Raw genomic sequence first — 26222 nt, 5'->3', positions numbered from 1 at the left:
TCCGGATTCCAGATCGCCTCAAACTGCTCCGGCCACAGCTGGCCGGAGCAGTCACCTACCTCTCAACAAGGGACTATCTGTCATGAAACTCAAAACCATTCTGACGGCCGCCGCGCTCGGCGCCGCCAGTTTCGCGGCGCAGGCCGCCGACACCATCAAGGTCGGCGTGCTGCACTCGCTGTCCGGCACCATGGCCATCTCGGAGACCACGCTGAAGGACACCGTCCTGATGATGATCGAAGAGCAGAACAAGAAGGGTGGCGTGCTCGGCAAGAAGCTGGAGCCGGTGGTGGTCGATCCGGCCTCCAACTGGCCGCTGTTCGCCGAGAAGGCCGAGCAGCTGCTGGTGAAGGACAAGGTTTCGGTGGTGTTCGGCTGCTGGACCTCGGTGTCGCGCAAGTCGGTGCTGCCGGTGTTCGAGAAGAACAACGGCCTGCTGTTCTATCCGGTGCAGTACGAAGGTGAGGAATCGTCCAAGAACGTGTTCTACACCGGCGCCGCGCCCAACCAGCAGGCGATTCCGGCGGTGGACTATCTGATGAACGAGGTGAAGGTGAAGCGCTGGGTGCTGGAAGGCACCGACTACGTGTATCCGCGCACCACCAACAAGATTCTCGAAGCCTATCTGAAGTCCAAGGGTGTGGCGGAAGCCGACATCATGGTGAACTACACGCCCTTCGGTTTCTCCGACTGGCAGAGCGAGGTCTCCAAGATCAAGGCCTTCGGCTCGGCCGGCAAGAAGACGGCGGTGGTCTCCACCATCAACGGCGACGCCAACGTGCCTTTCTACAAGGAACTGGGCAACCAGAAGATCTCCGCCGAAGACATTCCGGTGGTGGCGTTCTCGGTGGGTGAGGAAGAACTCGCCGGCCTGGACACCAAGCCCCTGGTCGGTCATCTCGCGGCCTGGAACTACTTCCAGTCCATCGACACCCCGGCCAACAAGGCGGCCATCGCCGACTGGCACAAGTTCATCAAGAACGACAAGCGCACCTTCAATGACCCGATGGAAGCCACGGTCATCGGCTTCAAGCTCTGGGTGAAGGCCGTGGAGAAGGCCAAGACCGCCGATGCGGCCAAGGTCATCGACACCCTGCCGGGCCTGGAGACGCCGAACCTCACCGGCGGCATCGCCAAGGTTCTGCCCAACCACCACATCACCAAGCCGGTGTACATCGGCGAAGTGCGCGAGGACGGCCAGTTCGACATCGTCTGGCAGACCAAGGGCACGGTGCCGGGCGACGCCTGGTCCGACTTCCTGCCGGAAAGCAAGAAGATCGAGGCTGACTGGGTGACCCTGAAGTGCGGCAACTACAACAAGGAAACCAAGCAGTGCTCCGGCCAGAAGTACTGATCGGCTAGCAGCTTGCGGCAGGGCGGTGTTCGGCACCGCCCTGCCCACTTGTTGAATGAACGCGGTTTGCAGGTGGCAGGAATCCTGCTGGTGCTGACAGCAAGGCCCAATCGACCAGCGTGGACCCTGCCATCTTTTTTCGCTACGCATCCCGAGTGAGTGTGATGTCCCAGATGCGGTATCTGAAGTTCTTGCTGCGCCGGTGCCTGCCGCTTGCCGCGCTGTGCTGCGCCCACGCCTCTGCGGGCGTGGCGCTGGCCCAGGACACGGCAGCGGCGCCGGCCGCCACGGTTCCCGAGTCCGTTGCGGCCACACCGGCGCAGCCCACCTTTTCCGAGCTGCTCAAGGCCCTGCCCGAAGCCAGCTACAGCGAAAAGGCCGGGCTGATGCATCAGCTCATCGCCTCCGGCAATCCCAGCACCAAGGCGGTGCTGCAGGCCCTGCTGGAGTCCCATCTTTACCAGATTGACGATGCCGCGCGCGCCGATCACGGCAGCGTGGTCATCACCGGCGAAGGCAGCGGCGAGCTCGCGCTGACCGATCCCGCCACGCTCAAGCCTGCCGGCAGCGCCAGGGAAGAACAGCTCAAGCGCATCGGCACCAACAACAGCCTGCGCAAGACGATCAAGGGACTGCTGGCACAGCTGGCGCTGTCGGACAGCGATCCCAAGGCACGTCGTGCCGCCGTGCAGGAACTGCTGCGCAATCTCGACGAATCCACCGTCACGGTGCTGCGCGAACGCCAGAAGACCGAGACCGATGCGCAGGTGCGGCGCGAGATCGAAGTGGGTCTGTCCCTGTCCGATCTCGACAGCAGCGATACCGCCACGCGCCTGGCCGCCGTGCAGCACCTGTCCGGCGAGCTGAGCCCCGAGGTCTACAACAAGCTGCAGCCTCTGGCGCAGAGTGACGCCGACTCCGCAGTGCGCAATGCCGCGACCCGCGCGGTGGAGCGCATCGAATCCTGGCGCAAGTTCTACGATGCCCTGTCCACGCTGTTCTTCGGTCTGAGCCTGGGCTCGGTGCTGGTGCTGGCCGCCACGGGTCTGGCCATCACCTTCGGCGTGATGGGCGTGATCAACATGGCGCATGGCGAGCTGATGATGATCGGCGCCTATACCGCTTATGTCATGCAGCTCTTGATGCCGCAGCACATCACCGCCTCGCTGTGGCTGTCGATTCCCGCTGCCTTCGTGGTCGCCGGTCTGTTCGGCGTGGCCATCGAGCGCGGCATCGTGCGCTTTCTCTACGGCCGGCCGCTGGAGACCCTGCTCGCCACCTTCGGCCTGTCGCTGATTCTGCAGCAGCTGGTGCGCTCGATCTTCTCGCCGCTGAACCGCTCGGTGCAGACGCCGGAGTTCATGAGCGGCTCGCTGGCCTTCAACGACGCCTTCTCCATCACCTACAACCGTCTCTACATCATCGTCTTCACGCTGATCGTGTTCGCGCTGCTGCAACTGGTGCTGAAGAAGACTTCGCTGGGCCTGAAGGTGCGCGCGGTCTCGCAGAACCGGGCGATGGCGCGGGCCATGGGCGTGCGCAGCGAATGGGTGGACGCCGCCACTTTCGGCCTGGGCTCGGGCGTGGCCGGCATTGCCGGCGTGGCGCTGGCGCAGCTGACCAATGTCGGTCCGAACCTGGGCCAGGCCTACATCATCGATTCGTTCATGGTGGTGGTGTTCGGTGGCGTGGGCAATCTCTGGGGCACCTTGATCAGCGGCATGTCGCTGGGCGTGGTGAACAAGCTGCTGGAGCCCTGGGCGGGCGCGGTGATGGCCAAGATTCTGGTGCTGGTGTTCCTGATTCTCTTCATCCAGCGTCGCCCTCGCGGTCTGTTCCCGCAGAAAGGCCGCGCGGCGGAGAATTGATCGTGCCACTCACAAGCGGCTTTGCTCCCCTCTCCCCTTGCGGGAGAGGGGTCGGGGGAGAGGGGGCGGCGGCCTCCGCTCGCGCTCCAACCGTAGGGCGGCTTAGGCGCGCTGGCGCCGTAAGCAGTCCTTCGTGGCTTCGCTATTCGCGGCCTCGTGTTGCGCTTGATCTATTGCCTTCTTCCACCGCCCTTCGGCGGCGGAGTCACTTCTCTTTGCTTGTGCAAAGAGAAGTAACCAAGAGAAAGCACACCCCGGCTCTGGCGCCGGCTTCGCCGGTGCCTTCGCTGTGCAACGTGCTCGGGGCCGTTGCAGACGCGCCATCCATGGCGCGGCTGCAACTGAGCTGCCCTTCCTGGGCAGCTCTCCCCTGCGCTCGCCGCACAGCTCAGCGCCAGAGACGGGGACCCCAAGGTCAAAAGCAACAGCGTAGCAACGCTCATCGCTCGAAACTGCTGTTGCCGTGGCTTTTGACCTACTCCCCTTTGCCTCGCATCGAGCAGCGCAGCGAGCGCAGTGGGAGAGCCGGACACGAAGTCCGGCTCAGTTGCAGCCGCGCCATGGATGGCGCGTCTGCAACGGCCCCGAGCACGCGAGCAGCGCAGGCTGCCGGCGCCGCGTCAGCGGCGACGGATGCGAGGCGTAGGGTGTGCTTTCTCTTGGGTACTTCTCTTTGCACAAGCAAAGAGAGCAGAAGCGACCTACGGGGGAGCTTCTGCCGCGGGCGCCGAAGGGCGCACGAAACCAAGGCTCAATTGAGCGGCACGCCAAGCAGCAACAGCAAAGCCCTGGCGGATTACGGCGCTGGCGCGCCTAACCCGCCCTACGGCCGTGCCCGAGGCGGCGCGCACCTCGCGCCAGCGCAACAATTTTCATGGACGCTCGCATGAGCCCTCAGCAATCCCTCATCGGCCGTCTGCTGCTCAACGAGCGCGGCAGCCGCTACTTCCTCATCGTGCTGCTGGGCTTTGCGCTCATCGTGCCCGCCCTGCATCTGCTGATGCCCGAAGGCTCGGCGCTGCAGATCTCCGGCTACACCATGACCCTGCTCGGCAAGTACATGTGCTATGCCCTGCTCGCCATCGCCATCGATCTGGTCTGGGGCTATTGCGGCATCCTCAGCCTGGGCCATACCGCCTTCTTCGCGCTCGGCGGTTACGCCATGGGCATGTACCTGATGCGCCAGATCGGGACGCGCGGCGTGTATGGCGATCCCATCCTGCCCGACTTCATGGTGTTCCTGAACTGGAAGGAACTGCCCTGGTTCTGGCATGGCATGAATCACTTCCCCATCGCCCTGTTCATGGTGCTGGCGGTGCCGGCGGTGCTGGCCTATGTCTTCGGCTGGCTGGCCTTCCGCTCGCGCGTCACCGGCGTGTATCTGTCCATCATCACGCAGGCCCTCACCTACGCCCTGCTGCTGGCCTTCTTCCGCAACGAGATGGGCTTCGGCGGCAACAACGGCCTCACCGACTTCAAGGAACTGCTGGGCTTCGAACTGCAGGCGCCGGGCACGCGCGTCGCCCTGTATCTGGCCTCCGCCCTTGCGCTGGGCCTGGGTTATGCGGCCTGCCGCTACATCGTCTCCTCGCGCTTCGGCCGCGTCATCGAGGCGATCCGCGATGCCGAAAGCCGCGCGCGCTTCATCGGCTATCGCGTCGAGGACTACAAACTCTGGGTCTGGGTGTTCTCGGCGATTCTCGCCGGCATCGCCGGCGCCCTGTACGTGCCGCAGGTGGGCATCATCAATCCCGGCGAGTTCGCGCCCATCAACTCCATCGAAGTGGTGGTGTGGGTGGCGGTGGGCGGCCGCGGCACGCTCTACGGCGCGGCCCTGGGCGCACTGCTGGTCAATTACGCCAAGACCTGGTTCACCGCCGTGCTGCCGGAGATCTGGCTGTATGCGCTCGGCGCCCTGTTCGTCGGCGTCACCCTGTTTCTGCCGCAGGGCGTGGTGGGCCTGGCGGCCAAGCTCAAGCGGAGCAAGTCATGAGCGTCACCGAAGCCTTTGCCCGCGTGCTCAGCCGCTCGGGTGGCTCCTCGCGCGCGCCGACGCTGGATACCAGTCATAACATCGTGCTGTACCTGGAAGACATCAGCGTCAGCTTCGATGGCTTCAAGGCGCTCAACAGTCTCAATCTCTACATCGAGGCCGGCGAGCTGCGCTGCATCATCGGCCCCAATGGCGCCGGCAAGACCACGATGATGGATGTGATCACCGGCAAGACGCGCCCGGACGAAGGCTCGGCCTGGTTCGGCCAGACCATCGATCTGCTGCGCCTCACCGAGCCCGAGATCGCCAAGGCCGGCATCGGCCGCAAGTTCCAGAAGCCCACGGTGTTCGGCAGTCACACCGTGTTCGAAAACCTGGAGCTGGCCATGGCCGGCGACAAATCGGTGTGGAAGATTCTGTTTGCCAGGCTCCGGGCCGAGCAGATCGCGCGCATCGAGGAAGTGCTGGAGACCATCGGCCTGAAAGACCATCGTCAGGTGCTGGCCGGCGGACTCTCGCACGGCCAGAAGCAGTGGCTGGAGATCGGCATGCTGCTGATGCAGGACCCCGAGCTGCTGCTGGTGGACGAGCCGGTAGCGGGCATGACGCCGCAGGAAACCGAGCACACCGCCGAGCTGCTGGTGGGCCTGGCCGGCAAGCGCTCGGTGGTGGTGGTGGAACACGATATGGAGTTCGTGCGCTCGATTGCGCGCACGGTGACCGTGCTGCATCAGGGCAGCGTGCTGGCCGAGGGGAGCATGCAGGAAGTGCAGAACGATCCGAAGGTCGTCGAAGTCTATCTGGGAGACTGATGATGCTTCAGATCAAGGGACTCAATCAGTTCTACGGCGGCAGCCACACGCTGTGGGACATCGACATGCAGATCCGGCGCGGCTCGCGCACCTGCCTGATGGGCCGCAACGGCATGGGCAAGACCACGCTGCTGCGCTGCGTGATGGGCCTGGTGGCGGCGCGCTCCGGCGAGATCGTGTTCGACGGCCGGACCGATCTGTGCAAGCTCTCCGCCGATCAGCGCGCGGGACTGGGCATCGGCTTCGTGCCGCAAGGCCGCGAAATCTTTTCGCAGCTGAGCGTGGAAGAGAATCTGCGCATGGGCTTGATCGCCAGGCGCGAGCGCCCGGCCGATGCCCTGGAGCGCGTGTACCAGACCTTCCCGGTGCTCAAGCAGATGCTGCGCCGGCGCGGCGGTGATCTCTCCGGCGGTCAGCAGCAACAGCTGGCCATCGGCCGCGCCCTGCTGCTGCAGCCCAGCCTGCTGATTCTCGACGAGCCCTGCGAAGGCATTCAGCCCAACATCGTGCACGAGATCGGCGATCTGCTGATCCGGCTCAATGCCGAGCTGGGCCTCACGGTGCTGATCGTGGAGCAGAAGCTGCCGTTCGCGCGACGTGTGGCCAGCGACTTCTGCGTGCTCGACAAGGGCCGCGTGGTGGCCGGCGGCGCGATTGCCGGTTTGAGCGAGGAGATCGTGCGTCAGCATCTCACCGTGTAACTTCTCCGAGCGTACAAAAGAAAAAAGAAAAAGGCCGCTGAACGCGGCCTTTTTCCTTGCATGCTGCTCAACCAGGCAGCAGGCACAGACCCAGCAGCGAGAGCGAGCAGCCCGCACCGGAGCTGGTGTTGGAGCCGCTGCCGCTCAGCGACAGCAGGCTGGCCAGCGCGGTCTGCACCAGGGTGGTGGCCAGCGTCAGCGGACTGCTGGCGCCGCTGACGCCCGAGAAGCTGGAGGTCAGCTCCGGCACCAGGGTGTCCAGCAGGGAGGTCAGCGAGGCAAAGCCCACGCCGCCGAGCGGATTGCTGCCGAGCGCGGTGGTGGGATTGGTGCCCAGCGTCGCGGTGAGCGTCGCCACGGCGGCCTGCAGCTGCGCCAGCACATCCGTGGAAGCGCCGGAACCCGCCAGACTCTGCAGATCGGCGACCGGCAGCACCTGCGTGAGCAGATCATTGAGCAGGGTTTCGGCCAGGTTCTGCAGATCACCGGCCAGCACCACACCATTGGCGCCGGACGCGGCATGCGTGGCGATGGTGCTGAGCTGCGCGAGCGAGTCCTTCACCGCGAGCAGCACGCCATTGAGCACCGGGGCACCGGCGGTGGCGCCGCTGATGCTGGTCATGGCCGTGTTCATCGCCGTGCTGATGGAGGCCAGAATGCTGGCCAGCTGCGTGGCGCTCAGCGTGCTGGAGCCGCCCAGCTGCTGCTGCGCCGAGGTCAGCACCGGCAGCAGTTGCGTGCCCAGCGCCGCCAGCGAGGTGCCGGTGAGCGGATTGTTGCTCGGCACCGTGGTGGAACCGGTGGCGGTGCCGCTGCAGGCGGTATTGGCAGAGGTGGCGGCCAGCGAGTTGAGCAGACCCACCAGATGCGAGACCAGCGCGCTGAGCGCGGCCTGCGCCTGCGCCGGCGTGGTGCTGGTCAGCGTCGTCGGATTGGCCAGACCATTGGCGAAGGCGTCCGCGATGTCCAGCGCGTTATAGGTGACGATGGAATTGGCGCAGAGCAGCACACCTTCCAGCGCGGTGCCGGACGTGGCATCGACCAGCGGCGCGATCACGGTGTTGCTGACATCCGTCTGCACGGTATCCAGAGGACCGGTGATGCTGGCGGAGCTGGGCGTCGTGTTGCCGCCGCCACTGCCACTACCGGATGAGGAGCCGCCGCCACCGCCGCCACAAGCGGCAAGGGAAACGCTCAGCGCCACAGCAGTGGCCAACGAAAGCTTCTTGAACATGAGAACACGACCTCCGGATCGCTTGAGTAATGCGATCGGGCACCGATCGCGATGTGGCGACCTTAGTGGCAGGCCGGGCTCGCGTGGGTTGCAGCACCGATGGAAGGCAAGGTTCGCGGCGATGATCGGCTCGCCTTGCATTTCGCCCTCATCTGCGTCGACGAGCAATTTGCATTGCGACACGCGTCACTTAATTGACGCAAGCCAGGGCGACATTCGTTTGACGTTCAGACTGCCTGCCTAGAATCAATCGGGCGATGGACAGGGGACGCATGGCGTCGGGCCATCATCACCATCACCAGGGAGTCTTGACCATGAAGAAGCTGATTTTCGGCGCGCTGGGCGCGTCGCTGCTGAGCGCTGTGTGTGTCGCCAACGCCGCGCCGCGCGTTCACTACGCTGATTACGGCGCGCAACGCGATGCGGTGCACGACAATGTGCAGACCCGTCGTGACGACCGCCAGGATGCTTACGCCCGTCATCAGGCGCTGCGTCAGGACGTGCGTGAGCGCAGCGTCGACACTCTGCAGGACAACAGCGCCGCGCGGCGCGATCTGCGCCAGAGCTATCGCGGCGAATTCCGCGACGCGCCGACCGCGCGCGACAAGGCCGATGTGGCGCAGGGCTATGCGTATGATCGCACGCAGCTGGCGCGCGACAATGCCCGCGCCTCCTACGGCACGCATCGCGACAACATGAGCCAGGCTGCCGCCACCGGCCGTGCGGATTACCAGCAGTGGCACAGCACCAACCAGGGCAATCGCCAGCGTCTGCGCGACGCCCGCTGAAGAAAAGCGCGCTGGGGTGCCGCAATGAAAAAACCCTCGGCCGTGGCAGCGGCCGAGGGTTTTTTTGCGCGCGAGGCTTCAGGGCCTGGGCAGCGCCATGAGCTGCAAGCCCGATTCGCCCGCCAGCAGCAGCTGACCCTTGAACAGCGTGGCGCCGGTCCAGGTGCCGGCGCGTCCGGCCTCATCGCCCTTGCCGGCGATCAGGCTCACACCCTCTGCCGCGATGCGGGTGACGGTGCCGTTGGCACCGACCAGCGCCACGGAACCATCCGGCAGCGGCGTGCCGCCGAACAGCGAGGCCGTGCTCTGCGTCTCGATCTTGCGCCACGGCGCCTTGCCGACCTCCTCGCAGGCGAAGATGTTGCCGAGCAGGCCGTAGACGATGGCGCCGTGCTCACCCCAGGGCTGCACGCCGAACAACGAACCCTCGTAGACCGCATCGAGCTTCTGCCAGCTGACACCGTCGGCGGACACGCCCATCAGACCGGTCTCGCCCACCACCATCAGGCGCTGGTCGCGCAGCTTGGTGATGGCAAACAGATGCGACTTGGCGCTGCGCACGGGATCGGCTGCGGCATCGGCATCGCGCCAGTGCTCGCCACCGTCCTGCGTGAGCTTCATGGTGCCGAATGCGCCGACCGCGACCACGGTCTGCTTGTCGAGCACCGCCACCGAGAACAGCGGCGCGTTGAGCGCCGGCTCGAAGCTCTGCAGCTTCCAGCTGGCGCCGCCGTCGCGGCTGTGCAGAATCACCGCGTCATGACCCACCGCCCAGCCCTCGCGGGCATCGGCGAAGCTGAGCCAGGTCAGCGCGGTATCGACGGGGCTGGCCACCTGCTGCCACTGCCGGCCGTCCTGCGAGCGCAGGATGTTGCCGTAACCACCGACCGCCACCAGGCCGCCATCGACGGCGCTGACATCGAACATCACGCCGCTGCTGGCCTTGGCCACCATCAGTGCGGCCTGCGGCTTGGGCTGCGCCGCCGGCGTCTGCGCGTCCTGCGCATGGACTGCGACGCCGCCGAGCAGCGCCAGGGCCAGCGTCGTTTTCAGCATCGTGCTCATGGTTTTGCGATTGCGCTTGGTCTTGGGGCTCATGCCTGCGCCTCCTGCAGCTGTGCCGTGGACGCCTTCTGGCGCATGAGGAAGGCCGAGAAGGCCGGCAGCATCACCAGCGCCGCGACGGCGTTGGCGGCGAACATCACCGTCAGCAGGATGCCCATGTCGATCTGGAACTGCAGACCCGACAGCACCCAGGTGGCGACGCTGGCCGACAGCGCCAGCGCGGTGACCACCACCGCCTTGCCGGTCTGATGCAGGGTGTCGGCGTAAGCCTGACGCAGCGGCATGCCCTTCACCTTCACGTTCTCTTCCAGCACGCTGAAGATGTAGATGCCGTAGTCCACGCCGATGCCTGCCGCGAAGGCCGCCACCGGCAGCGTGGCCACGGTTTCACCGATGCCCAGGAACACCATGATCGCGTAGGTGTAGACCGAGACCGCCGCCAGCGGCACCAGCACGCAGACCAGACCGACCAGACCGCGGAAAGACACCAGCACGCAGAGCGCGATGGCGGCGTACAGCCAGCCCAGCACGGTGTACTCGGTGTGCTTGATCACCTCGTTGGTGGCCGCCATCACGCCGACGTTGCCGCCGGCCAGCTGCAGCTGCAGCGCGTCGTCGTCGGGCGTGTCCTTCTTGTACTGCTCGATCGAGGCGATGATCTTGTCGATGGTGGTGGCGCGATGGTCCGATGTGAACAGATACGTCGGCATCACACTGCAGTCATCGTTGAGCAGACCCGTGGAGGTGGTGAACTGCTGTCCGGCGAGCACCAGGCCGTCCTGCAGACGCGGCAGCTCCATCCAGCGCGGATTGGACTCGTTGTAAAGCGCCCAGATCACCTTGTCGAGCGTGGCCATGGACGTGGTGGACACCACGCCTTCCACGTTCTGCATGTACCAGTTGAAGCGCGCGATGCGATGCATGATGTCGTAATCGATGCAGGCATTGGTCTTGGTGGCGGCGTAGATCTGCAGGATGTCGACGCCGATGGCGTAGTTGCTGGCGATCTTCTCCGAGTCGCGGTTGTAGGTGGAGTCCGGCTTGAGCGCCGGCACGCCGGCGTGCAGCTCACCGATCTGCAAATCCTTGGCGACGATGTCGGCACCGATCCAGGTAGCCGCGGTCAGGACCAGCACCGTCAGCGCCACCGGCTTGGTGGTCAAGCCCGACATGCGATTCCACAGCGGCTGCAGCATGCGGTCACGGCGCTGCTGATACTCGCGGAATTTCTGCGGGTTCTTGATGTTGACGTACGACAGCAGGCAAGGCAGCAGAATCTTCTTGCAGACGATCACCGCCAGCAGGCCGAACATGGCATTGATCGCCATCTCGCGCACGATGCCGATCGGAATCAGCAGAATGGTGCCGAAGCCGATGATGTTGGTGATCAGCGCGGTGATGCCGGGAATGACCAGACGCCGATACGTGGCGCGTGAGGCATCGAAGCTGTTCAGTCCGTGATCGGACACTTCCAGCAGCCAGAAGCTGGTGATCTGGATGCCGTGCGAAACGCTGATCGCCAGCACCAGGAAGGGCACCAGAATCGCGAAGGGATCCAGGGCGTAACCGGCCAGCTTGAGGATGCCCAGCTCCCAGACCACGGCGAGCAGGCCGCAGCTGAGGGGATACAGGGAGACCCAGAACGAGCCCATGTAGTAGGACAGCACCAGCCAGACCAGCAGCACGGTCAGGGCGAAGAAGCTCACCACTTCGAAGGAGGCATCGGCGACGTCACCGATGACCTTGGCGAAGCCGATGATCTCCACCTCGACGTTCGGGTTGTAGTCGGGATTGGCCTGCTTCTCGATTTCCAGATCGCGCAGCGCGAAGCTGCGCTCGATGGTTTCACCGCTCGGCCCGATCAGGGTCGCGTCGATCTTCCTGAAGAAGCTCAGCGCGCCGGCGGGATTCTCGTAAGCGGTGGAGACCACGGTGCCGGCGGCGAACGGAGCGCTGTCGGCCTTGAGCTTGAGCTGATAAAGCTCGGTTTGGGTGAGACGCTGACGCACCTTTTCATACAGATGCGCGGTCTTGATGTAGTCCAGCTTCTCGCCGGTGCGCGGGTTCTGATCCACCAGCTCCGACACCACCATCGCCGAGGTCTGGTCATTGGACACCAGACGGCCGATGACCTTGGCCTTGAGCACGTTCTGCTTGACCTGGGCCAGGCTCTCGGGCTCGGGCTTGAAGCCGGAGGGAATCACGTTGCCGCCGCGAAAGCCGCCTTCCACCGATTCGATGTAGCGCACATTGGGCGTGAACAGCGAGCTGATGCGCGTGCGGTCGACACCGGGCAGGAAGAACACCGCTTCCGTCGCGGTCTTCAGCGAGGCCAGGAAGGCGCCGTTGTAGATGTCGCCCTGCCCCTGCTTCTGCGAAATCGCCAGCAGCACGGTGTTGCCGCCGCCGAACTGGTCCTGGTACTTCTTCAACACCTGGATGTAGGGATGGTCCTTGGGCAGCTGCTTTTCGAAGCCGGAATCCAGCTTCAGGAACGAAGCCTGATAAGCGAAGAAAGCCGTGAGCAATGCGACCACCGTCAGCGTGATCGGACGCTTGGAGAAAATCAGCGGCTCGGTGATCTTGACAAAGAGTGTGGCAAACCAGCCACGGGAATCGCCATGCATGAGAAGAATCCTGGCGCCCGCGCGTGGCGAGGGCGGCCGGTTGACTGACTCAAAAAAAGACGCGACGCAAAAGGCGAAGTGCCCGCCGCGTCGCAGCGGCGGCGGGCACTGTCCTTCGCGCGGATGAAGCCGCGGTTTACTTGGTGGCGCGCTGCTGCACGGCCTGATCCGTGAAGTAGCCAGCCGGGAACTCCGCCGCGTAGTTGTTCGGGCGGCCCTCGGCCTGCAGCGCGGTCAGGAAGTAGCGGCCCGAGTCGAAGTGATAAATCACTTCCGGCACGGTGAACGCGGTCAGCACGTTGAACTGCGGCGTGAGCATGCCTTCCTGGAAGTTGAACAGGCCGCCCTGCGCGTCATAGCAGTCCACCATGACGATATCCCAGGAGTCCTCGTCCACGTAGAACACGCGCTTGGCGTAGGTGTGGCGTTCGCCGGGGCGCAGCGTCGCTTCCACCACCCAGACGCGGTGGTATTCGTAACGCGGCAGATCCTGGTTGACGTGACCCGGCGCGACCAGATCCTTGTACTTGGCGCGCGCGATCTTGTAGTTGTCGTAAGGCACGATCATGTCGCGCTTGCCGACCAGCTTCCAGCTGTAACGCTCCAGCACGCCGTTGAACATGTCCACCTGGTCGTAGAACTGCTGACCGTCGGTGCCTTCATACGGGTTGTCGCAGCACACCGCCGGCGCGCGGCGGATGCGCTTGAGTGCCGGCGAGTACAGCCAGGCCGCGCGACCGGTGGCGCCGGTGCCGCCGCTCTCGTTGACCAGAATCATGGTGCCGGCGGTGCGCGGCGGCGACATGATCTTGGACAGGTAGTACAGGAACAGGCCCTTGCCCTTTTCCAGCGGCACCGGGTTCTTTTCGTTGGCGTAGAGGAACTGCACCTCTTCCACCAGCTGCGCCAGCTGGAAGTGGCCGTTCTGGTCCACGATCATCTGGTCGTTGTTGCGCACCACGTTGTTGCCGCGCCACTTCAGACGGTGATTCCAGATCACCTCGGCGCCGTTCTGCGGAATCGGATAGGGGAAGCCCAGCGCGCACTTGTCCGGATCATCCGTGCCGGAAAGCTCGCAGTCGGTGGCGTTCTTGGCGGTGGCCTTGTAGATGAAGTCCGGCCAGGCCACGTTGCGGTGGCTGGGATAGACGTTGAGCTTGTAGTCCTTGAAGGTCTTGAGCAGGTACTTGTGACCTTCGCTCAGGTTCGCCGCGTACTGCGCCATGTTGGCCGCAGTGATGGTGAACTTGATCGGCTCGGCTTCCACGGCAGGGTTTGAGGCATATTCGCCGGCCAGCTTGCCGACCTTCTGCCCCGGTTCCCAGGCGGGAATCAGGCCGTCCTTGCTGCCGGCCTTCTCCGCGCCCACCGGCGTCAGGTCCTTGCCCAGGCGCGCGGCCTGGTCGGGGGCTGCCTTGGCCATCGCGGCACTGCTGGCAAGCAGTACGCACGTCGACACCAGCAGGTGCTTCAGTTTGATACCCATCGCTTTACTCCTCATTACGCAACACAAAAAGATTGCCCGACATCAGAAGGCATACTTGACGAACAACTTGGCCGCATCGCGATCACGGAACAGGTTGGCGTCGCCGCCGCCCGCCCACATCTGATAGCCGAGCGTCATGCTCATGTGGCTCTTGTAGCGAACCTCGATATTGGTATCCCAGAGCAGACGCCCCTGCACATAGTTGGAGAGATAGCCGGGCGAATGACCGTAGGCGTCGTACTTGATGATGATTTGCGGATCGATGCTGATGTCGGGAAGGATGTCGTCCCAGCGGATCAGGATCACCGAACCCACGCCGCCGGAGAAGCGCGTCGGATACAGGTTCAGCGGCGCCTGATGCGGGTTGAAGCGCAGACCATCCGGACCGTAGTTGCAGGCCAGGTTGGTGGAGCAGGCCTGGCGCGAACCATCGGCGCCGGAGCCGTCGGCGCCCGCGGTCGGGCTGGTGTAGGTGCCGGGCACCGCCAGCGCCAAGCGGTTCTGGTCCGGCAGATCGGCGATCACGCGACCGCCGGCCTCGAACAGCCAGATCACCTGATCGGCGTGCAGCATGCGCGGGGTGAAGTCGGTGTTGCCCTCGACGTAGGTGGCGCCGAGATCGAAGGACAGGGTCTGGAAGTATTCCCAGCCACGGATGTAGCTGTTGGCCGGATTCTGTCCGATCACGCCGCCGCGGTAGGGAACGATGAAGTTGGGGAACGAGCGTCCCGAACCCGGCAGCTGTCCGACCGCCAGATCGAAGGTGTCGGGAAACTCGCCGGTGCCGTTGGCCGTGCGGAAGTTGCTGCTGCCGTAGACGCTGATGCCGCCATTGGCATTGGTGCCCAGGCCCGTGGTGCTGCCGGTGCAACCCGGCGGCTGGTCGCAGCTGTTGAAGGAAGGACCCAGAGCCGCGAAGGCCAGATCCACGACGTCCACCTGCAGCGGATCACGCGGACGGTAGGCCACTTCACCCTGCATCGAGACGTCGCCGAAGCTGGTGTTGAAGCTGAAGCCGTACATCTGGATGTTGCGCGGATATTCCAGACGCACCTTGATGCCGTCCAGCGACACCACCGTGTCGGTGGCACCGGCCGGGTCGTTCGGCGTGACGATGCCGTGCAGCAAGGGGATGTCGGGGCAGTCCGTCAGCAGGAAGGACAGCGTGTTGGTGGTGTGCTTGGAGCAGCTCTCCGGCGTCGACCACATGCTCACCATCGGCGTGCGCGAGGTGTAGTTGGAGAAGTAGAAGCTCAGGTTGGTGCCGTCATTGAGCCAGTCGGCCTGATAGCTCAGCTTCACGCCGTAGTTGCCGGTGGTGGCGTTGGGATGATCATCGCGCAGGCGCTGCGCGCGCGAGGTGGTGTTGGTGATCAGCGTCAGCGGATTGTCCAGCAAGCGGCCGACGCCATCGGCGTCCGGCGTGGTGTTGGCAAAGCCGATGGTGATGTAGTCCGGACCGCCATCCTTGGTGCCCAGGTTCACCGGCGAGTAGAAGCCGCCTTCCGCAGGCAGCTCCAGGGGCTGGAATTCCAGCGCATACCAACCCGAGACCTGCGTGGTGTCGGTCAGCGTGGTGCCCATGCTGATGGCGTTGATGGGCTGATAGAAGTCATCCAGACCATTGCCGCCGAGACGGAAGAAGTTGTTGAGGTTCGGCGGGTTCATCACGTTGATGGAGTCGAAGAACTCCAGCGTGGCCTCGCCCCAGATCACCTGCTGGCGGCCGGCGCGCACGCGCAGCGCGCGATCACCGCCGAGCGGAATGTCGCCGGACAGGTTCACATCCAGCAGCTGCAGGCCCAGACCGATCTCGCGCAGGGTTTCCGAATCCTTGCGCTCATTGCGCACCACGCCACCCGGACCGTAGACGATGCCGCAGGGCTGGCCGGAAGGATTGCGGCTGGCCGGACAGGGCGTGGAATCCGAGCGCACGCCCAGACCCGGAATGGCCAGCGGATTGGACAGCAGCTGCGTGAGCACGTTGTTGCCCAGCGGCAGCGCCGAAATCAGCGGTGCCAGACCGGAAAGGTTCTGGCCCAGGCGGATGATCTCGGTGCCCGGCGTGGACAGATAACCCACCTGCTGATAGTTGTCGCGGGTGATCAGGTTGGGGTGGTATTCCTTGAAGCGGTAGTTCACCGGATCGTAGTAACCGATCGCCTTGGCGAACAGCGTCCAGCCCTTGTACTGCAGCTGGATGTCCTGGTTCACGCGCAGACCGCTCTGCGTCACGTCCCATTTGTTGTAGTTGAGATTGCCGTGATCGAAGTTGTCGCTGAACTGGCCCGGGGCATCGCTCAGATGCTGCGCCATGAACGACTGGTCGCGGAACAGGCCCTGGCAGGTCTGGTACCAGACCTGCCCTTCGGGCGTGCGGCCGCAGACGTTGGGGTTGAGATTGTTCTTGCCGATCGCGCTGGTGTTCTGCTTCTCGGTTCGCACCGAGACGCCGCTGATGAGCGTGGTGTTGGTGTTCACCTCCACCGTTTCATCAAACAGGCTGAAATTGAACGAGGCGGCACCGGACAGCCCGGGGGCCGCAAGCATCCCGATGGTCAAAGATGTCTTGATTGCCGCAACCACACTCGACCGGAGACGGTCCCTGTTCAACATGCTCTTCTCCCTCCTCCGCTTGTTTGAATAATCCTGGACTCGCCGCAGGCCGGCCGTCATGGCGCCGGCGCTGCGACCGTCCCACGCCGTCGGCATGGGCTCCAGCTGTTCATCCACTCCGTTGCCGCGCCGAGCTCACGGGGCGGTGCGTCCTTGCACGGCCCTGCGGCGTCGGCACCATCCTCAAACCCTCACAAAATCGACCTTGTCACGCACCGCGCAATCGGGGCAGGACCAATCGCGCGGCACCAGCTCCCAGGCGGTGCCGGGGGCGATGCCGTCGCCGCGATGTCCCTGCACGGGGTCGTAGGCATAGGCACAGTTCGGGCACTGGAAGCGCGCCGGCGCAGCGGCCGCAACCGGCGCTGCGCTCACGGCTTCGCGTTCGCTCGGCGCCGCGGCTTTTGCTGCCGGCGCCGGCACGCTCTCGCCCATCCAGCGGCGCAGCAGCTGCTTGCGCTTGCGCGGCAGCAGATTGGCGCGGCGCAGATCGCCCTGGTGATGCGCCACCACGCGCCGATCCATCAGCGCAAACCACAGTGGCGGCAGATACGCCACCAGCACCATGGCGGCATAACCGGAGGGCAGCTGCGGCGTGTTGTCGAAGTGGCGCAGCGCCTGATAGTGGCGCGTGGGATTGGCGTGATGATCGGAATGCCGCTGCAGCTGATACAGCACCAGGTTGGTGATGATGTGATTGCTGTTCCAGGAGTGATGCGGCTGGCAGCGCTCGTAGCGCCCGCTCTTGGCGTCGAAGCCGCGCAGCAGTCCGTAATGCTCCAGGTAATTCACCACTTCCAGCAACGAGGCGCCGTAGGCTGCCTGAATCAGCAGGAAGGGCAGGGCCGCCCAGCCGATGCAGGCGCCGAGCGCCACGAACAGCAGCAGGCTCAGGCTCCAGGCCTGCAGGTTTTCGTTCTGCAGCGACCAGACGCGGCGACCCTTGCGCTCCAGGCGCACCTTTTCGATGTTCCAGGCCGAACGCAGGCTGCCGATCACGGTGCGCGGCAGAAACTCCCAGAAGGTTTCGCCCATCCTGGCGCTGGCCGGATCGTGCGGCGTGGCGACGTTCTTGTGGTGGCCCTTGTTGTGCTCCACGAAGAAATGGCCGTAAGCCACCGGCGCCAGCGTGAGCTTGGCCAGCCAGCGCTCCAGCGTGCCGGTCTTGTGGCCCAGCTCATGCGCGGTATTGATGCCGATGCCATTGATCATGCCGACGCTGACGGTCAGGCCCAGCAGCTGCCACCAGACCATCCCGCCATGCACCCACAGCCAGGCGCCGCCGATGGTCACCAGATACTGGCTCGGGATGTAGGCGTAGACGATGTAGCGGTAATAGCGGTCGGCGACCAGCTGCGGCACCGCCGCTTCCGGGGCATTGACCGGGTCGGCACCGATCAGCCAGTCCAGCGCCGGCACCACCACATAGAAGATGAACGGGAAGGCCCAATAAAGCGCGGCTTCACCGGTGGCATACGCCACCAGCAGTAGGCCCAGACCCACCAGCGGCAGAGCCGGGCTCAACAGCCACAACCAGCGCTTGCCATCGCGCCAGCCAGCAGCGGTCGGCAGTGCGCCGCCAGCACACTGAGTGGTAGTCACAATGGGCCCTCCTCCCATCAATCAAAGATGCCGCAACTTCTAGTTGGCATCGCCACTACGGGGCGAATGTCCTATTTGTACCGCTTAGACGACGACGCAAAGCCGTAAAAAAGGAGGGGGAGCGTTTGCTTCCTGCACCTGCCGGCCCCGATCTCGGGCCGGCGACTGGCAGCGACGAATGCGCCCACCGCCATGAGGTTCCTTCCTCTTATGACTGGGATATTGGAAGTGTCTCCTTCTGACAACTTGTCTATTTGCGCCATCATGTTGTCATAATGCGTCGAACTTTCCGGATGCCCCGACCCGCGATGCCGATGCAAGACCTGCTGGTTCCCGCCCGCTACTACCGGCGCCTGGACGAGATCCTGCTGCGCCATGGCGTGGAATTTCGCGACCTGCTGCAGCAGATGTCGCTGCCGGCCGATGCCCTCGATGCGCCGGACTGCAGCCTGCGCCTGTCGCAGGTCGAACGCCTGATCGCCCTGGCCGAACGGCTGAGCGGGCGCAGCGATCTGGGCTTCGATCTGGGCAGCCTGCTGACCCTGAGCACCCACAGTTTCGTGGGCTTCGGCATGCTCGCCAGCCCCACCGCCTATGAGGCGCTGCGCTTCGTGTCGCGCTACTTCGCGCTGGTGATGCCCAGCTTTCGCCTGAGCATCGTGTCCAAGCCGCGCGGCGAAGAGCTGCGCTTCACGCCCGCCATCGCGATGAGCCATCAGTGCCTGTCCTTTCACATGGAGGCCATCGCGATGGCGGCACTGCGCGACATCTCGGATCTGGTGGGCCGCCCGCTGCCGACGCGGCTGTTGTTCTCGATGAATGCCCCCAAGCACGTCGAGCGCTACGACAAGCTGCGCGACGTCACCGCTTTTTTCGGCGTGAGCAGCGAGCCCGGCATCACCCTGCAGTTTTCCTCGGAGCTGCGCGACTTCAAGCTGCCGATGCAGGACAAGAACGCGCTCAAGGTGGCCGAGCAGCGCTGCCAGGAGAAACTGCACCAGACGCGCAGTGCCAGAGGTTATTCGGACTGGGTGTCGATGACGCTGCGCGAAGTCGGCAACGGCGGTCCTTCGCTGGTGGAAATGGCACGCCTGCTCAATCTCTCGCCGCGCACGCTCAACCGCTATCTGCAACGCGAAGGCAGCAACTACCGGGCGCTGGCCGCGCAGGCGCAATACGAAATCGCCTGCGAGCGCCTGGGCACCAGTCTGCTCAGCGTCACCGAGATCGCCTACTCGCTGGGCTACACCGACCTGTCCAATTTCACACGCGCCTTCCGCCAGTTCGCCGGCTGCAGTCCCAGCGATTTCCGCAAGGCCTCGCAGCTCAACAAAAGCGAAGCCGCCGCCGGCAAGCCCGCGCCCGAACGCACGCGCCGTTCGCCGCGCTGAGCGCTGCGCACCCAGGTCGCGGGCGCAAAGCGGACACGGGCGCCACGGCGCCAGCATCTGCGATCCGGGGATGGCGCGCCAACTCAAGCGCCGGGAAACAAACGCTTCGGCCCGCGTGGCGGCGCGGGCCGAAGCATTCAAGCCACTATGGCGAGGTCCGCTGCATCAGATGATGCTGCCGACATCGTTCTGCACGATGCGGTCCAGCGCGCGTTCGCAGATCGCGGCGATGGTCATCGAGGGATTGCAGGCGCAGGTGGTGCCGGGCATCAGCGCACCGTCCAGCACATACAGACCCGTCTGTCCCTTCACGCGGCCTTCCAGATCGCAGACCACGTCCAGGCAGGCGCCGCCCAGCGGATGCCAGGTGGTGTTCTTGGTGGTGCTGTCGATGTAGAGCTTGCCTTCGCCACCGGTGATCGCGGTGAGGCGTTCGTTGATGCGCTTGGCGATGGCGGCATCGCCGTCGGCCGGCCACTGGATTTCAAACTTCTTGCGCAGCGTGTTGTAGACGAACTGCCCGCGTCCCGCGCTGATGCCGTAGCCCACCAGCGTGGTGGCATTGGCGCCGTGCCCGCTCAGGGTGTTGAGCAGACCGCCGACACCGCCGAGCACGCGCTGGAGCAGCGGCGAGCCATCGACATCCTTGGCCGGCGGCGGCAGCGAGGCCTGAATCACGGTATTGGCCAGCTGCGTGGGATCGTTCCACTCCTTGCTGCCGTAAATCACCGGGCCGCCCTGCGGCACCACCAGATCCTTGTTGGTGCTCTCCCAGGTGTAGATCTGATCGCCATTGGTGCCGAAGCCCTTGCCCAGACCGTCCGGCAAATCGCTGATGGTGCCGTCGCGCGCCGCGCCCATCAGCAGGCGCGTGGAATTCATGGTGCCGGCGGAAAGAATCAGCGCCTTGGTGCTGATGATCTTCTGCTCCAGCAGCGTGCCGGTTTCATCGGTGCGGTCGGCATACACCAGCCAGGAACCGTCGCTGGCGCGCGCGATGCTGGTGACATTGTGCAGCGCCGCGACCGTGACCTTGCCGGTGGCCACCGCCTGCTTGATGTAGGTGACGTCCACCGAATTCTTGCCGCCGTTGTTCACGCCCAGCGCGCAATCGCCATTGGTGTACGACGGATTCATTTCACCGCGCAGTTCCGCCAGCGCGTAATTCCAGTCGATGGGCATCGGAATCTTCGACAGCGCATAACCCGCCGCCAGCACGCCGGAGGCGAACAGACGTGCCGGCGCGTAAGTGGCGCTGTTGATCAGGGCATCCGGCGCGGTCTGCACCTGCAGCATCTGCGCCACGCGCGGATAGTAGGTGGCGTTCATCTGCGCGTAGTCGATGCCGCTGGGGAACCAGGCGTTGAACAGCTCCTGCGTGGGCTGCAGCGTCATGCCCTGATACACCAGCGAGCCGCCACCGACACCGGCCGCCACCATCGCGGTGAGGTTGTCGCCCTTGCACTGTTCGAGCAGACCGGCATAAGGCCCGAGCGTCAGGCCATCGGTGCCGTAAAACAGCACGCGCTTGTCCGGATAGCCCGCGTGCGGAAACGTCTCCGCGTTCGGCCCGGTGGCCCACCAGCGGCCGCGCTCCAGCAGCAGCACCGGCACGCCGGCCTGCGCCAGCCGCAAGGCGGAAACACCACCGCCGAAGCCGGAACCGATCACCACCACGCGCTCGCTCGAACGCGTCAGCGGAACGCGCGCCAGCGCGGCGCGTGGCAAGGCCGCAGCGGCGGCCGCAGCGGCGGCGCCGCCAAGAAAATCACGTCGAGTAACACCTTTGATCGATGACACTGACCTTCCTCCTTATATTGTGAGCGGGGGAACGGCAACCCGGCCGCATCCTCACGATGCGCCTCGCTGCTGCTTGAAGCCCGTCTTTATTGAAGTCGGCAGGCTGCCGCTGTCGTCGTTTGCATATTTGCGATTGACGACGACGCGGCGAGTCTAGGTGGGGTCTGCGTTTTTGAAAGCAGCGCAATGACTACAAGCAGATAGCAAGCGTCCGACACGATCCCGGCATCAGGATTGACGTTGGCGCATCCGCGGCAATGCCGGACGCGCCCGCGCGCGCATCGCGTTTTTTCGGCGTTTTCCCTGGGAAAAGCCCGCCGTCCGGCGAGGCGATCAACACCCGGCCGTCCTGAGCTGCGGCAGCAAGGACCTCTTCTGGATGCCGGTCACTTGTTGGCGCGGGCAAGGCCTTCAGAGCAGGGCGGGACTACGGTTATTGGCAACAATGATTGCCAACCGAGGCAATTGGCTTTCGCCCTCCGGGCCTGCACATCGCAGGCCCGGCGCCGGGATCAGGGTCGCAGGTGCTTGTACACGGTGGTGCGCGACACGCCGAGTGCGCGGGCCGCCGCACTGACATTGCCGCCGTGCATCTCCAGTGCGCGACGGATGGACTGTCGCTGCTGCTCCTCCAGGCTGCTCGGCGGCGGCGGCGCGGCGACGCCCAGCAGCTCGGCCGGCAGATGCTCCTCGCGAATCTCCTGGCCGCCGCCGGCGAGCAAGCTCGCCACCGTCAGCACGTGGCGCAGCTGCCGCACATTGCCCGGCCAGCGCAAGGCGCAGAGCCGCGTGCGCAACTCGGGCTCGATGTGACACGCGGCCTGTCCCGACGGCGCGCAGGCGGCCAGCACTTCGTCGATCAGCGCGGCGATGTCTTCCCGCTCGCGCAGCGGCGGCATCATGATCTGCAGGCCGTTGAGCCGGAAGAACAGATCTTCGCGAAAACGTCCTTCCGTCACCAGACGCGCGAGATCGCGATGCGTGGCGGCGATCACCAGCACATCGAGTTCCACCTCACCGCCGCCGCCGACGCGGACCAGCCGTCGCTCCTGCAGCACCCGCAGCAGACGGCTTTGCAGATGCAGCGGCATGTCGCCGATCTCATCCAGGAACAGGGTTCCGCCTTGCGCCTGCTCGATGCGACCCTTGGCACCCCCGCGCCGGCTGCCGGTGAACGCACCATCGACATGCCCGAACAGTTCCGATTCCACGATGCCTTCGGCCAGCGACGAGCAGTCGACGGGCACGAAAGGCTTGCCGGCGCGATGCCGCTGATGCAGCTGCTGGGCAAACCACTCCTTGCCCGTGCCGGTCTCGCCGGTGAGCAGCAGCGGCAGGCCGTGCGGGAACACGCGGTCCGCCTTCTCGAAGGCCGCCACCAGACGCGCATCGCGCGTCTCGCGCAGCGCAGTGCCGGCCATCACGGGGCTGCGCCTCGGCTGCGCGCCGCGCCGCACGTCCACGAACAGGCGCGCGCCGTGATGCGAATACACCGGCGCGGTCCAGGATGATCGCCGCGCCATCTGCTCGCGGCCGAGCGCGGAGACGTCCAGCCATTCGTCGATGCGCACCGGCTGGTCGGGAACCGCACCCTTCAAGCCCAGCATCGCCTGCGCCGCACGGTTGGCGGAGGTCACGATGCCGTCCTCGCGCGCCAGAATCACGCCCTGCGCCGGCGTGCCGATGAAGCGCGGATCTTCATGCAGCCGGATGATCATGTCGCTCTTGGCTCGCTCATAGGCGCGACACTCGATGGACTGCACGGCATTGATCACACGGTCCAGCCGCCGCATATCGCCCGAGGCATGAATGCCCGTCACATCCAGCACCCCGATCAGCTGTCCGCTGGTGTCGAAGATGGGCGCCGCCGCGCAGAAGAAGTTCTGCAGCTCATCGAGAAAATGCTCTTCGCCGTCCACCGCCACCGCCTCGGCCTCGATGCTGGCGATGCCCGGCGCGGTGCTGCCCATGTCCGCCTCGCACAGCCGCCGCCCGCAACGCAGCGGCGACAGCTCGCGCGCGGCCAGACAGCTTTCGCCGATCGAGTGCACGATGACGCCCTGCGCATTGGTGAGCAGCACCACCCAGTGCGGCGAGCGGATCGATTGCCACAGATGCTCCATGTCCGGCGTGGCCAGCTCGATCAGATCGCGGTGCGCCTCGCTCAGGCGCCTGGCGTCGCCCACGGACACCCAGTGACTGAACAGGATGTCGTCGCTGGGCCGCATGCCGCTGGCCCGCACCCGTTCCCAGGAACGGCGCAGCGGCTCGCGCAAGACCCCCTCCGGCAGAGCCGCGCCGCTGGCCAGCGCACGCCGCGCCAGGGACAGTTCCGCCACCGATCTGATATGGGCTGTCATCGACTGCTCTCCCGCAATGACCCGGCGCCGCGCCAGGCGCCTTTAGGGTTTGACCGTGACCGTGATCGACCGCACCGTCGACTCCAGCGTGCGATGCTGGGCGTCGGACCAATACAGGCGGATGGTGTTGCGTCCTGGCTTGGCCGGCAGATCGAACAGATACAGGTAATTGTTGCTGCCCAGATCAATCAGCTGCTGGCGTGTGGGCATCAGCGCCATGCCCGCGATCTCGATGTGCAGATGCACGCCGATCTTGGCCGCGCTCATGGTCATCCCATCGAGATCGGCCGGCGTCTTCAGCACCACCGCGACCTGTTGCCCCACGGTATCGCCATCCCGCGGCATCTGGATCTCCAGCGGCGGCACCGCGGCCGGTGCCGTGGCTGCGCCGGCGGCGGCCATGTCGTGGTGATGATGGTGCTCGTGCTCGGCCTGCGCGACGGCCGATCCCGCCGACAACATGGCGCAGGCGGTGAGCGATAACACGGTTTTCCAGTGCCGCATGTGAATCCTCCTGATTGAATGTCTCGCCCGGCGCATCGCGTGTGTGCGGTGGTACCGGGCCTTAATGAACATGGTCGTCCGGCGGCGGCAGGATGCGCGGCTCGCGGTACAGCGCCTGGACTTGCGGCAGCAGCGCAGCGGGATTCTCCCAGCCGGCCGCCGACTCACCGGGTATCCAGCGCGCGCGGATGTAACCGAAACGGTCGATCAGAAATTCCATGTGCTCGCGCTGCATGCCGAGCTGCAGGCCATCGCCGCGGTTGCGGATGGTTCTGGACAGCAGATCGTAGGCGCGGCGGATCTCCCCGCCGTCGTCACGCAGCAGCTGCAGACCTTGCAGCGGCCCGGCCTGCGTGGAGACCAGCAGGATTTCCAGACCGGCGGCGCGCAGGCGCGGTGCCCAGTCCGCCAGCTGCTGCGCGCGCGCCTGCGCCGCTTCGCCGCGCGGCGGAAACACCAGCAGCACATTGCGGCTTTCGCGATAGTCCTTGAGTTCGCGCTCGCGTCCGGACCCGTCCTCGAAATAGAAGTTCGGCGCGCCCAGCCAGGGGCTGCCGGCCAGCACCGAGGTGTCGAGCACGCGGGACTGGAAGCCCTGCGAGAAGGCGCGGAGAAAATTGATGGTGTCCCAGCGCGCCTGCTCATCGAGCCGCGTGGCGAAACCCGGCATGCCGCTCTCGGCAATGCCGTGCGTCAGCCACCAGAACATGTCGCCGGAGGTGTGCAGCGCGGTGTGCGGCTCGCTGAGGTTGGCGGGACGCCTGGGCAGCGTCTTGCCCAGCGCGCCGTCACCCAGTCCGCCAGGGCCATGACAAGGCGTGCACTGCTCGCTGAAATGACGCATGCCCTCATCGATGGAGACGGTCAGATACGGCACCGTCGAACGCCGGTAGGTATCCGGATAGGCCGGCACCGAAAGCTGCCACAGCGCCGCGCCGCCGCCGGCCACGGCCAGCAACAGCAGCGGCCAGCGCCAGCGTGGCTGGCCTCTCAAGAGTGCCAGCGCCAGCAGCGACAAGGCGGTGATCGCCAGTGCCGCCATCACCAGCAGCGGCGTGCCGGGCACCAGCCAGCTCGCCGCCAGCGAGACCCGGCGGCTGAAGGGCCACCAGGCGGGTTCGTGATTGGCCGGCGTGGATTGCGCGAGAAACGCCGCCAGCAGCACGATGGTGGTTGCCAGCAGCAGCTCGATGCTCGCCCATCTGGCGGCCCAGGGCAGCCTGACGCGGGCGCTGCCCGCAGCCAGCGCCGGCAGAAACTTTCTGCGCAGACGGTTGGCGATCAGCAGCACAGCGCCCAGCAGCAAGAGCTTGGCGCAGAGCAGACGTCCGTAGCGGGTTCCGAACAGATCGCCCTGCGTGTCGATATAAGTCCAGGCCACGGCGAGCCCGGAGGCCGCCAGCAGCAGCATGCAGCTCATCGCCAGGCGCGAGAATCTCGACAGCGTGATGCGCAAGCCCGCCAGCGTTTCGCGGCCGGCCTGCACCCGGAACACCTCGGCGATCCAGAACGGCAGACCGCCGATCCACAGCGATACCGCCAGCAGATGCAGCATGTGCAGCGCCAGCAGCCAGCGCCGCGCCTCATCTGCCGCTGCATGGCCGGCCAGGGGTCCCAGTGCAGTGACGATGGCGGCGATCAGCAGCGCTGCCAGCAAGGCGATGCGTTGCTGGCGCGCCTCCCCGGCGCGGGAGGCCACGGCCAGCGGCAGCCCGAGCGTGCTCGCCACGGCCAGCTTGAGCATGGCCACGCGCCCGACATGCGTACCCCAGGCATAGGCCGTCATCTGCGTAAGCTCAAGCCCGTGCCCGGCGCCATCGCCGAGCTGCGCCGCACGCATCAGGAAGGCCAGCGCCGCGCAGAGCAGATGCAGCAGCCAGAACGGCAACAACAGGCGCTGCGGCGCCGGCAGGCTGTGCGGCGCGCGGCTGCGGCAGAAGAGGAGAAACGCGGCTCCGCCCATGATCAGCGCGAGCGCCATTTGCTCCGCGGCTCGCAGCAGAGCGCCCAGTACCTCCATC

The 26222-nt window shown here is 65.3% G+C and carries 17 protein-coding genes; 7 read left to right on the top strand and 10 right to left on the bottom strand.

From position 1 onward, the window contains the following. The first annotated feature begins 82 nt into the window (after positions 1-82). From urtA to urtE, 5 genes are all read left to right on the top strand, one after another. The gene (gene urtA, locus BMY12_RS14430; protein WP_093287653.1) at positions 83-1354 is read left to right on the top strand and encodes an urea ABC transporter substrate-binding protein; all 1272 of its coding nucleotides are present in this window, start codon (positions 83-85) and stop codon (positions 1352-1354) included. Between the two features lie 164 nt (positions 1355-1518). Continuing rightward, positions 1519-3222, top strand: a complete 1704-nt coding sequence (urtB, locus tag BMY12_RS14425) for an urea ABC transporter permease subunit UrtB (protein WP_245732529.1) — start codon at positions 1519-1521, stop codon at positions 3220-3222. An 886-nt stretch (positions 3223-4108) separates the two neighbouring features. After that, entirely contained in the window at positions 4109-5215 is a 1107-nt protein-coding gene (gene urtC, locus BMY12_RS14420; protein WP_093287650.1) for an urea ABC transporter permease subunit UrtC, read from the top strand. Beyond that, positions 5212-6027, top strand: a complete 816-nt coding sequence (gene urtD, locus BMY12_RS14415) for an urea ABC transporter ATP-binding protein UrtD (protein WP_093287647.1) — start codon at positions 5212-5214, stop codon at positions 6025-6027. Before urtC ends, urtD begins: the two co-directional genes overlap by 4 nt. 2 nt (positions 6028-6029) lie before the next feature. After that, positions 6030-6728, top strand: a complete 699-nt coding sequence (urtE, locus tag BMY12_RS14410; RefSeq protein WP_093287822.1) for an urea ABC transporter ATP-binding subunit UrtE — start codon at positions 6030-6032, stop codon at positions 6726-6728. A gap of 67 nt (positions 6729-6795) precedes the next feature. Here urtE and BMY12_RS14405 read toward each other — a convergent pair whose 3' ends face one another. Next, positions 6796-7962, bottom strand: coding sequence for a hypothetical protein (locus BMY12_RS14405; RefSeq protein WP_093287645.1), 1167 nt, complete (start codon positions 7960-7962; stop codon positions 6796-6798). Between the two features lie 314 nt (positions 7963-8276). Between BMY12_RS14405 and BMY12_RS14400 the strand changes: the two genes are divergently transcribed. After that, positions 8277-8750, top strand: coding sequence for a hypothetical protein (locus BMY12_RS14400; protein ID WP_093287642.1), 474 nt, complete (start codon positions 8277-8279; stop codon positions 8748-8750). A 78-nt stretch (positions 8751-8828) separates the two neighbouring features. Here the strand turns inward: BMY12_RS14400 and BMY12_RS14395 are convergent, their stop codons facing one another. From BMY12_RS14395 to BMY12_RS20915, 5 genes are all read right to left on the bottom strand, one after another. Further along, entirely contained in the window at positions 8829-9848 is a 1020-nt protein-coding gene (locus tag BMY12_RS14395) for a WD40/YVTN/BNR-like repeat-containing protein (RefSeq protein WP_093287640.1), read from the bottom strand. Next, complete coding sequence (locus BMY12_RS14390; RefSeq protein WP_093287637.1) at positions 9845-12442, bottom strand: efflux RND transporter permease subunit; 2598 nt, start codon at positions 12440-12442, stop codon at positions 9845-9847. Before BMY12_RS14390 ends, BMY12_RS14395 begins: the two co-directional genes overlap by 4 nt. 136 nt (positions 12443-12578) lie before the next feature. Further along, positions 12579-13928 (bottom strand): DUF1329 domain-containing protein, encoded by a 1350-nt coding sequence (locus tag BMY12_RS14385; RefSeq protein ID WP_093287635.1) that lies wholly within the window; start codon positions 13926-13928, stop codon positions 12579-12581. Positions 13929-13970: 42 nt separating this feature from the next. Further along, a complete protein-coding gene (locus tag BMY12_RS14380) occupies positions 13971-16544 on the bottom strand; it encodes a DUF1302 domain-containing protein (protein ID WP_494546238.1) in 2574 nt (857 codons plus the stop codon). A gap of 183 nt (positions 16545-16727) precedes the next feature. After that, complete coding sequence (locus BMY12_RS20915) at positions 16728-18146, bottom strand: fatty acid desaturase (protein WP_366516809.1); 1419 nt, start codon at positions 18144-18146, stop codon at positions 16728-16730. Positions 18147-18454: 308 nt separating this feature from the next. On the opposite strand from BMY12_RS20915, the gene BMY12_RS14365 reads away from it, so the two are divergent. Next, on the top strand, positions 18455-19537 hold the full coding sequence (locus BMY12_RS14365) for an AraC family transcriptional regulator (RefSeq protein ID WP_093287624.1): 1083 nt from the start codon (positions 18455-18457) through the stop codon (positions 19535-19537). 165 nt (positions 19538-19702) lie between these two features. On the opposite strand, the gene BMY12_RS14360 is transcribed toward BMY12_RS14365, so the two are convergent. The 4 genes from BMY12_RS14360 to BMY12_RS14345 form a co-directional block, all read right to left on the bottom strand. Continuing rightward, positions 19703-21328: a GMC family oxidoreductase N-terminal domain-containing protein gene (locus tag BMY12_RS14360; RefSeq protein ID WP_093287819.1), complete on the bottom strand. Its 1626-nt coding sequence runs from the start codon at positions 21326-21328 to the stop codon at positions 19703-19705. 521 nt (positions 21329-21849) lie between these two features. Beyond that, positions 21850-23697 (bottom strand): sigma-54-dependent Fis family transcriptional regulator, encoded by a 1848-nt coding sequence (locus tag BMY12_RS14355; RefSeq protein WP_093287621.1) that lies wholly within the window; start codon positions 23695-23697, stop codon positions 21850-21852. 42 nt (positions 23698-23739) lie between these two features. After that, on the bottom strand, positions 23740-24201 hold the full coding sequence (locus BMY12_RS14350; protein ID WP_093287619.1) for a hypothetical protein: 462 nt from the start codon (positions 24199-24201) through the stop codon (positions 23740-23742). Positions 24202-24262: 61 nt separating this feature from the next. Next, positions 24263-26221 (bottom strand): CopD family protein, encoded by a 1959-nt coding sequence (locus BMY12_RS14345; RefSeq protein WP_093287616.1) that lies wholly within the window; start codon positions 26219-26221, stop codon positions 24263-24265. Between the last annotated feature and the right edge of the window lies 1 nt (position 26222).

It is taken from the genome of Solimonas aquatica, assembly GCF_900111015.1.
Classification (GTDB): Bacteria; Pseudomonadota; Gammaproteobacteria; order Nevskiales; family Nevskiaceae; genus Solimonas; species Solimonas aquatica.
The sequence above is the reverse complement of the archived record's forward strand: the minus strand, read 5'-3'. Positions and strand labels throughout refer to the sequence as shown.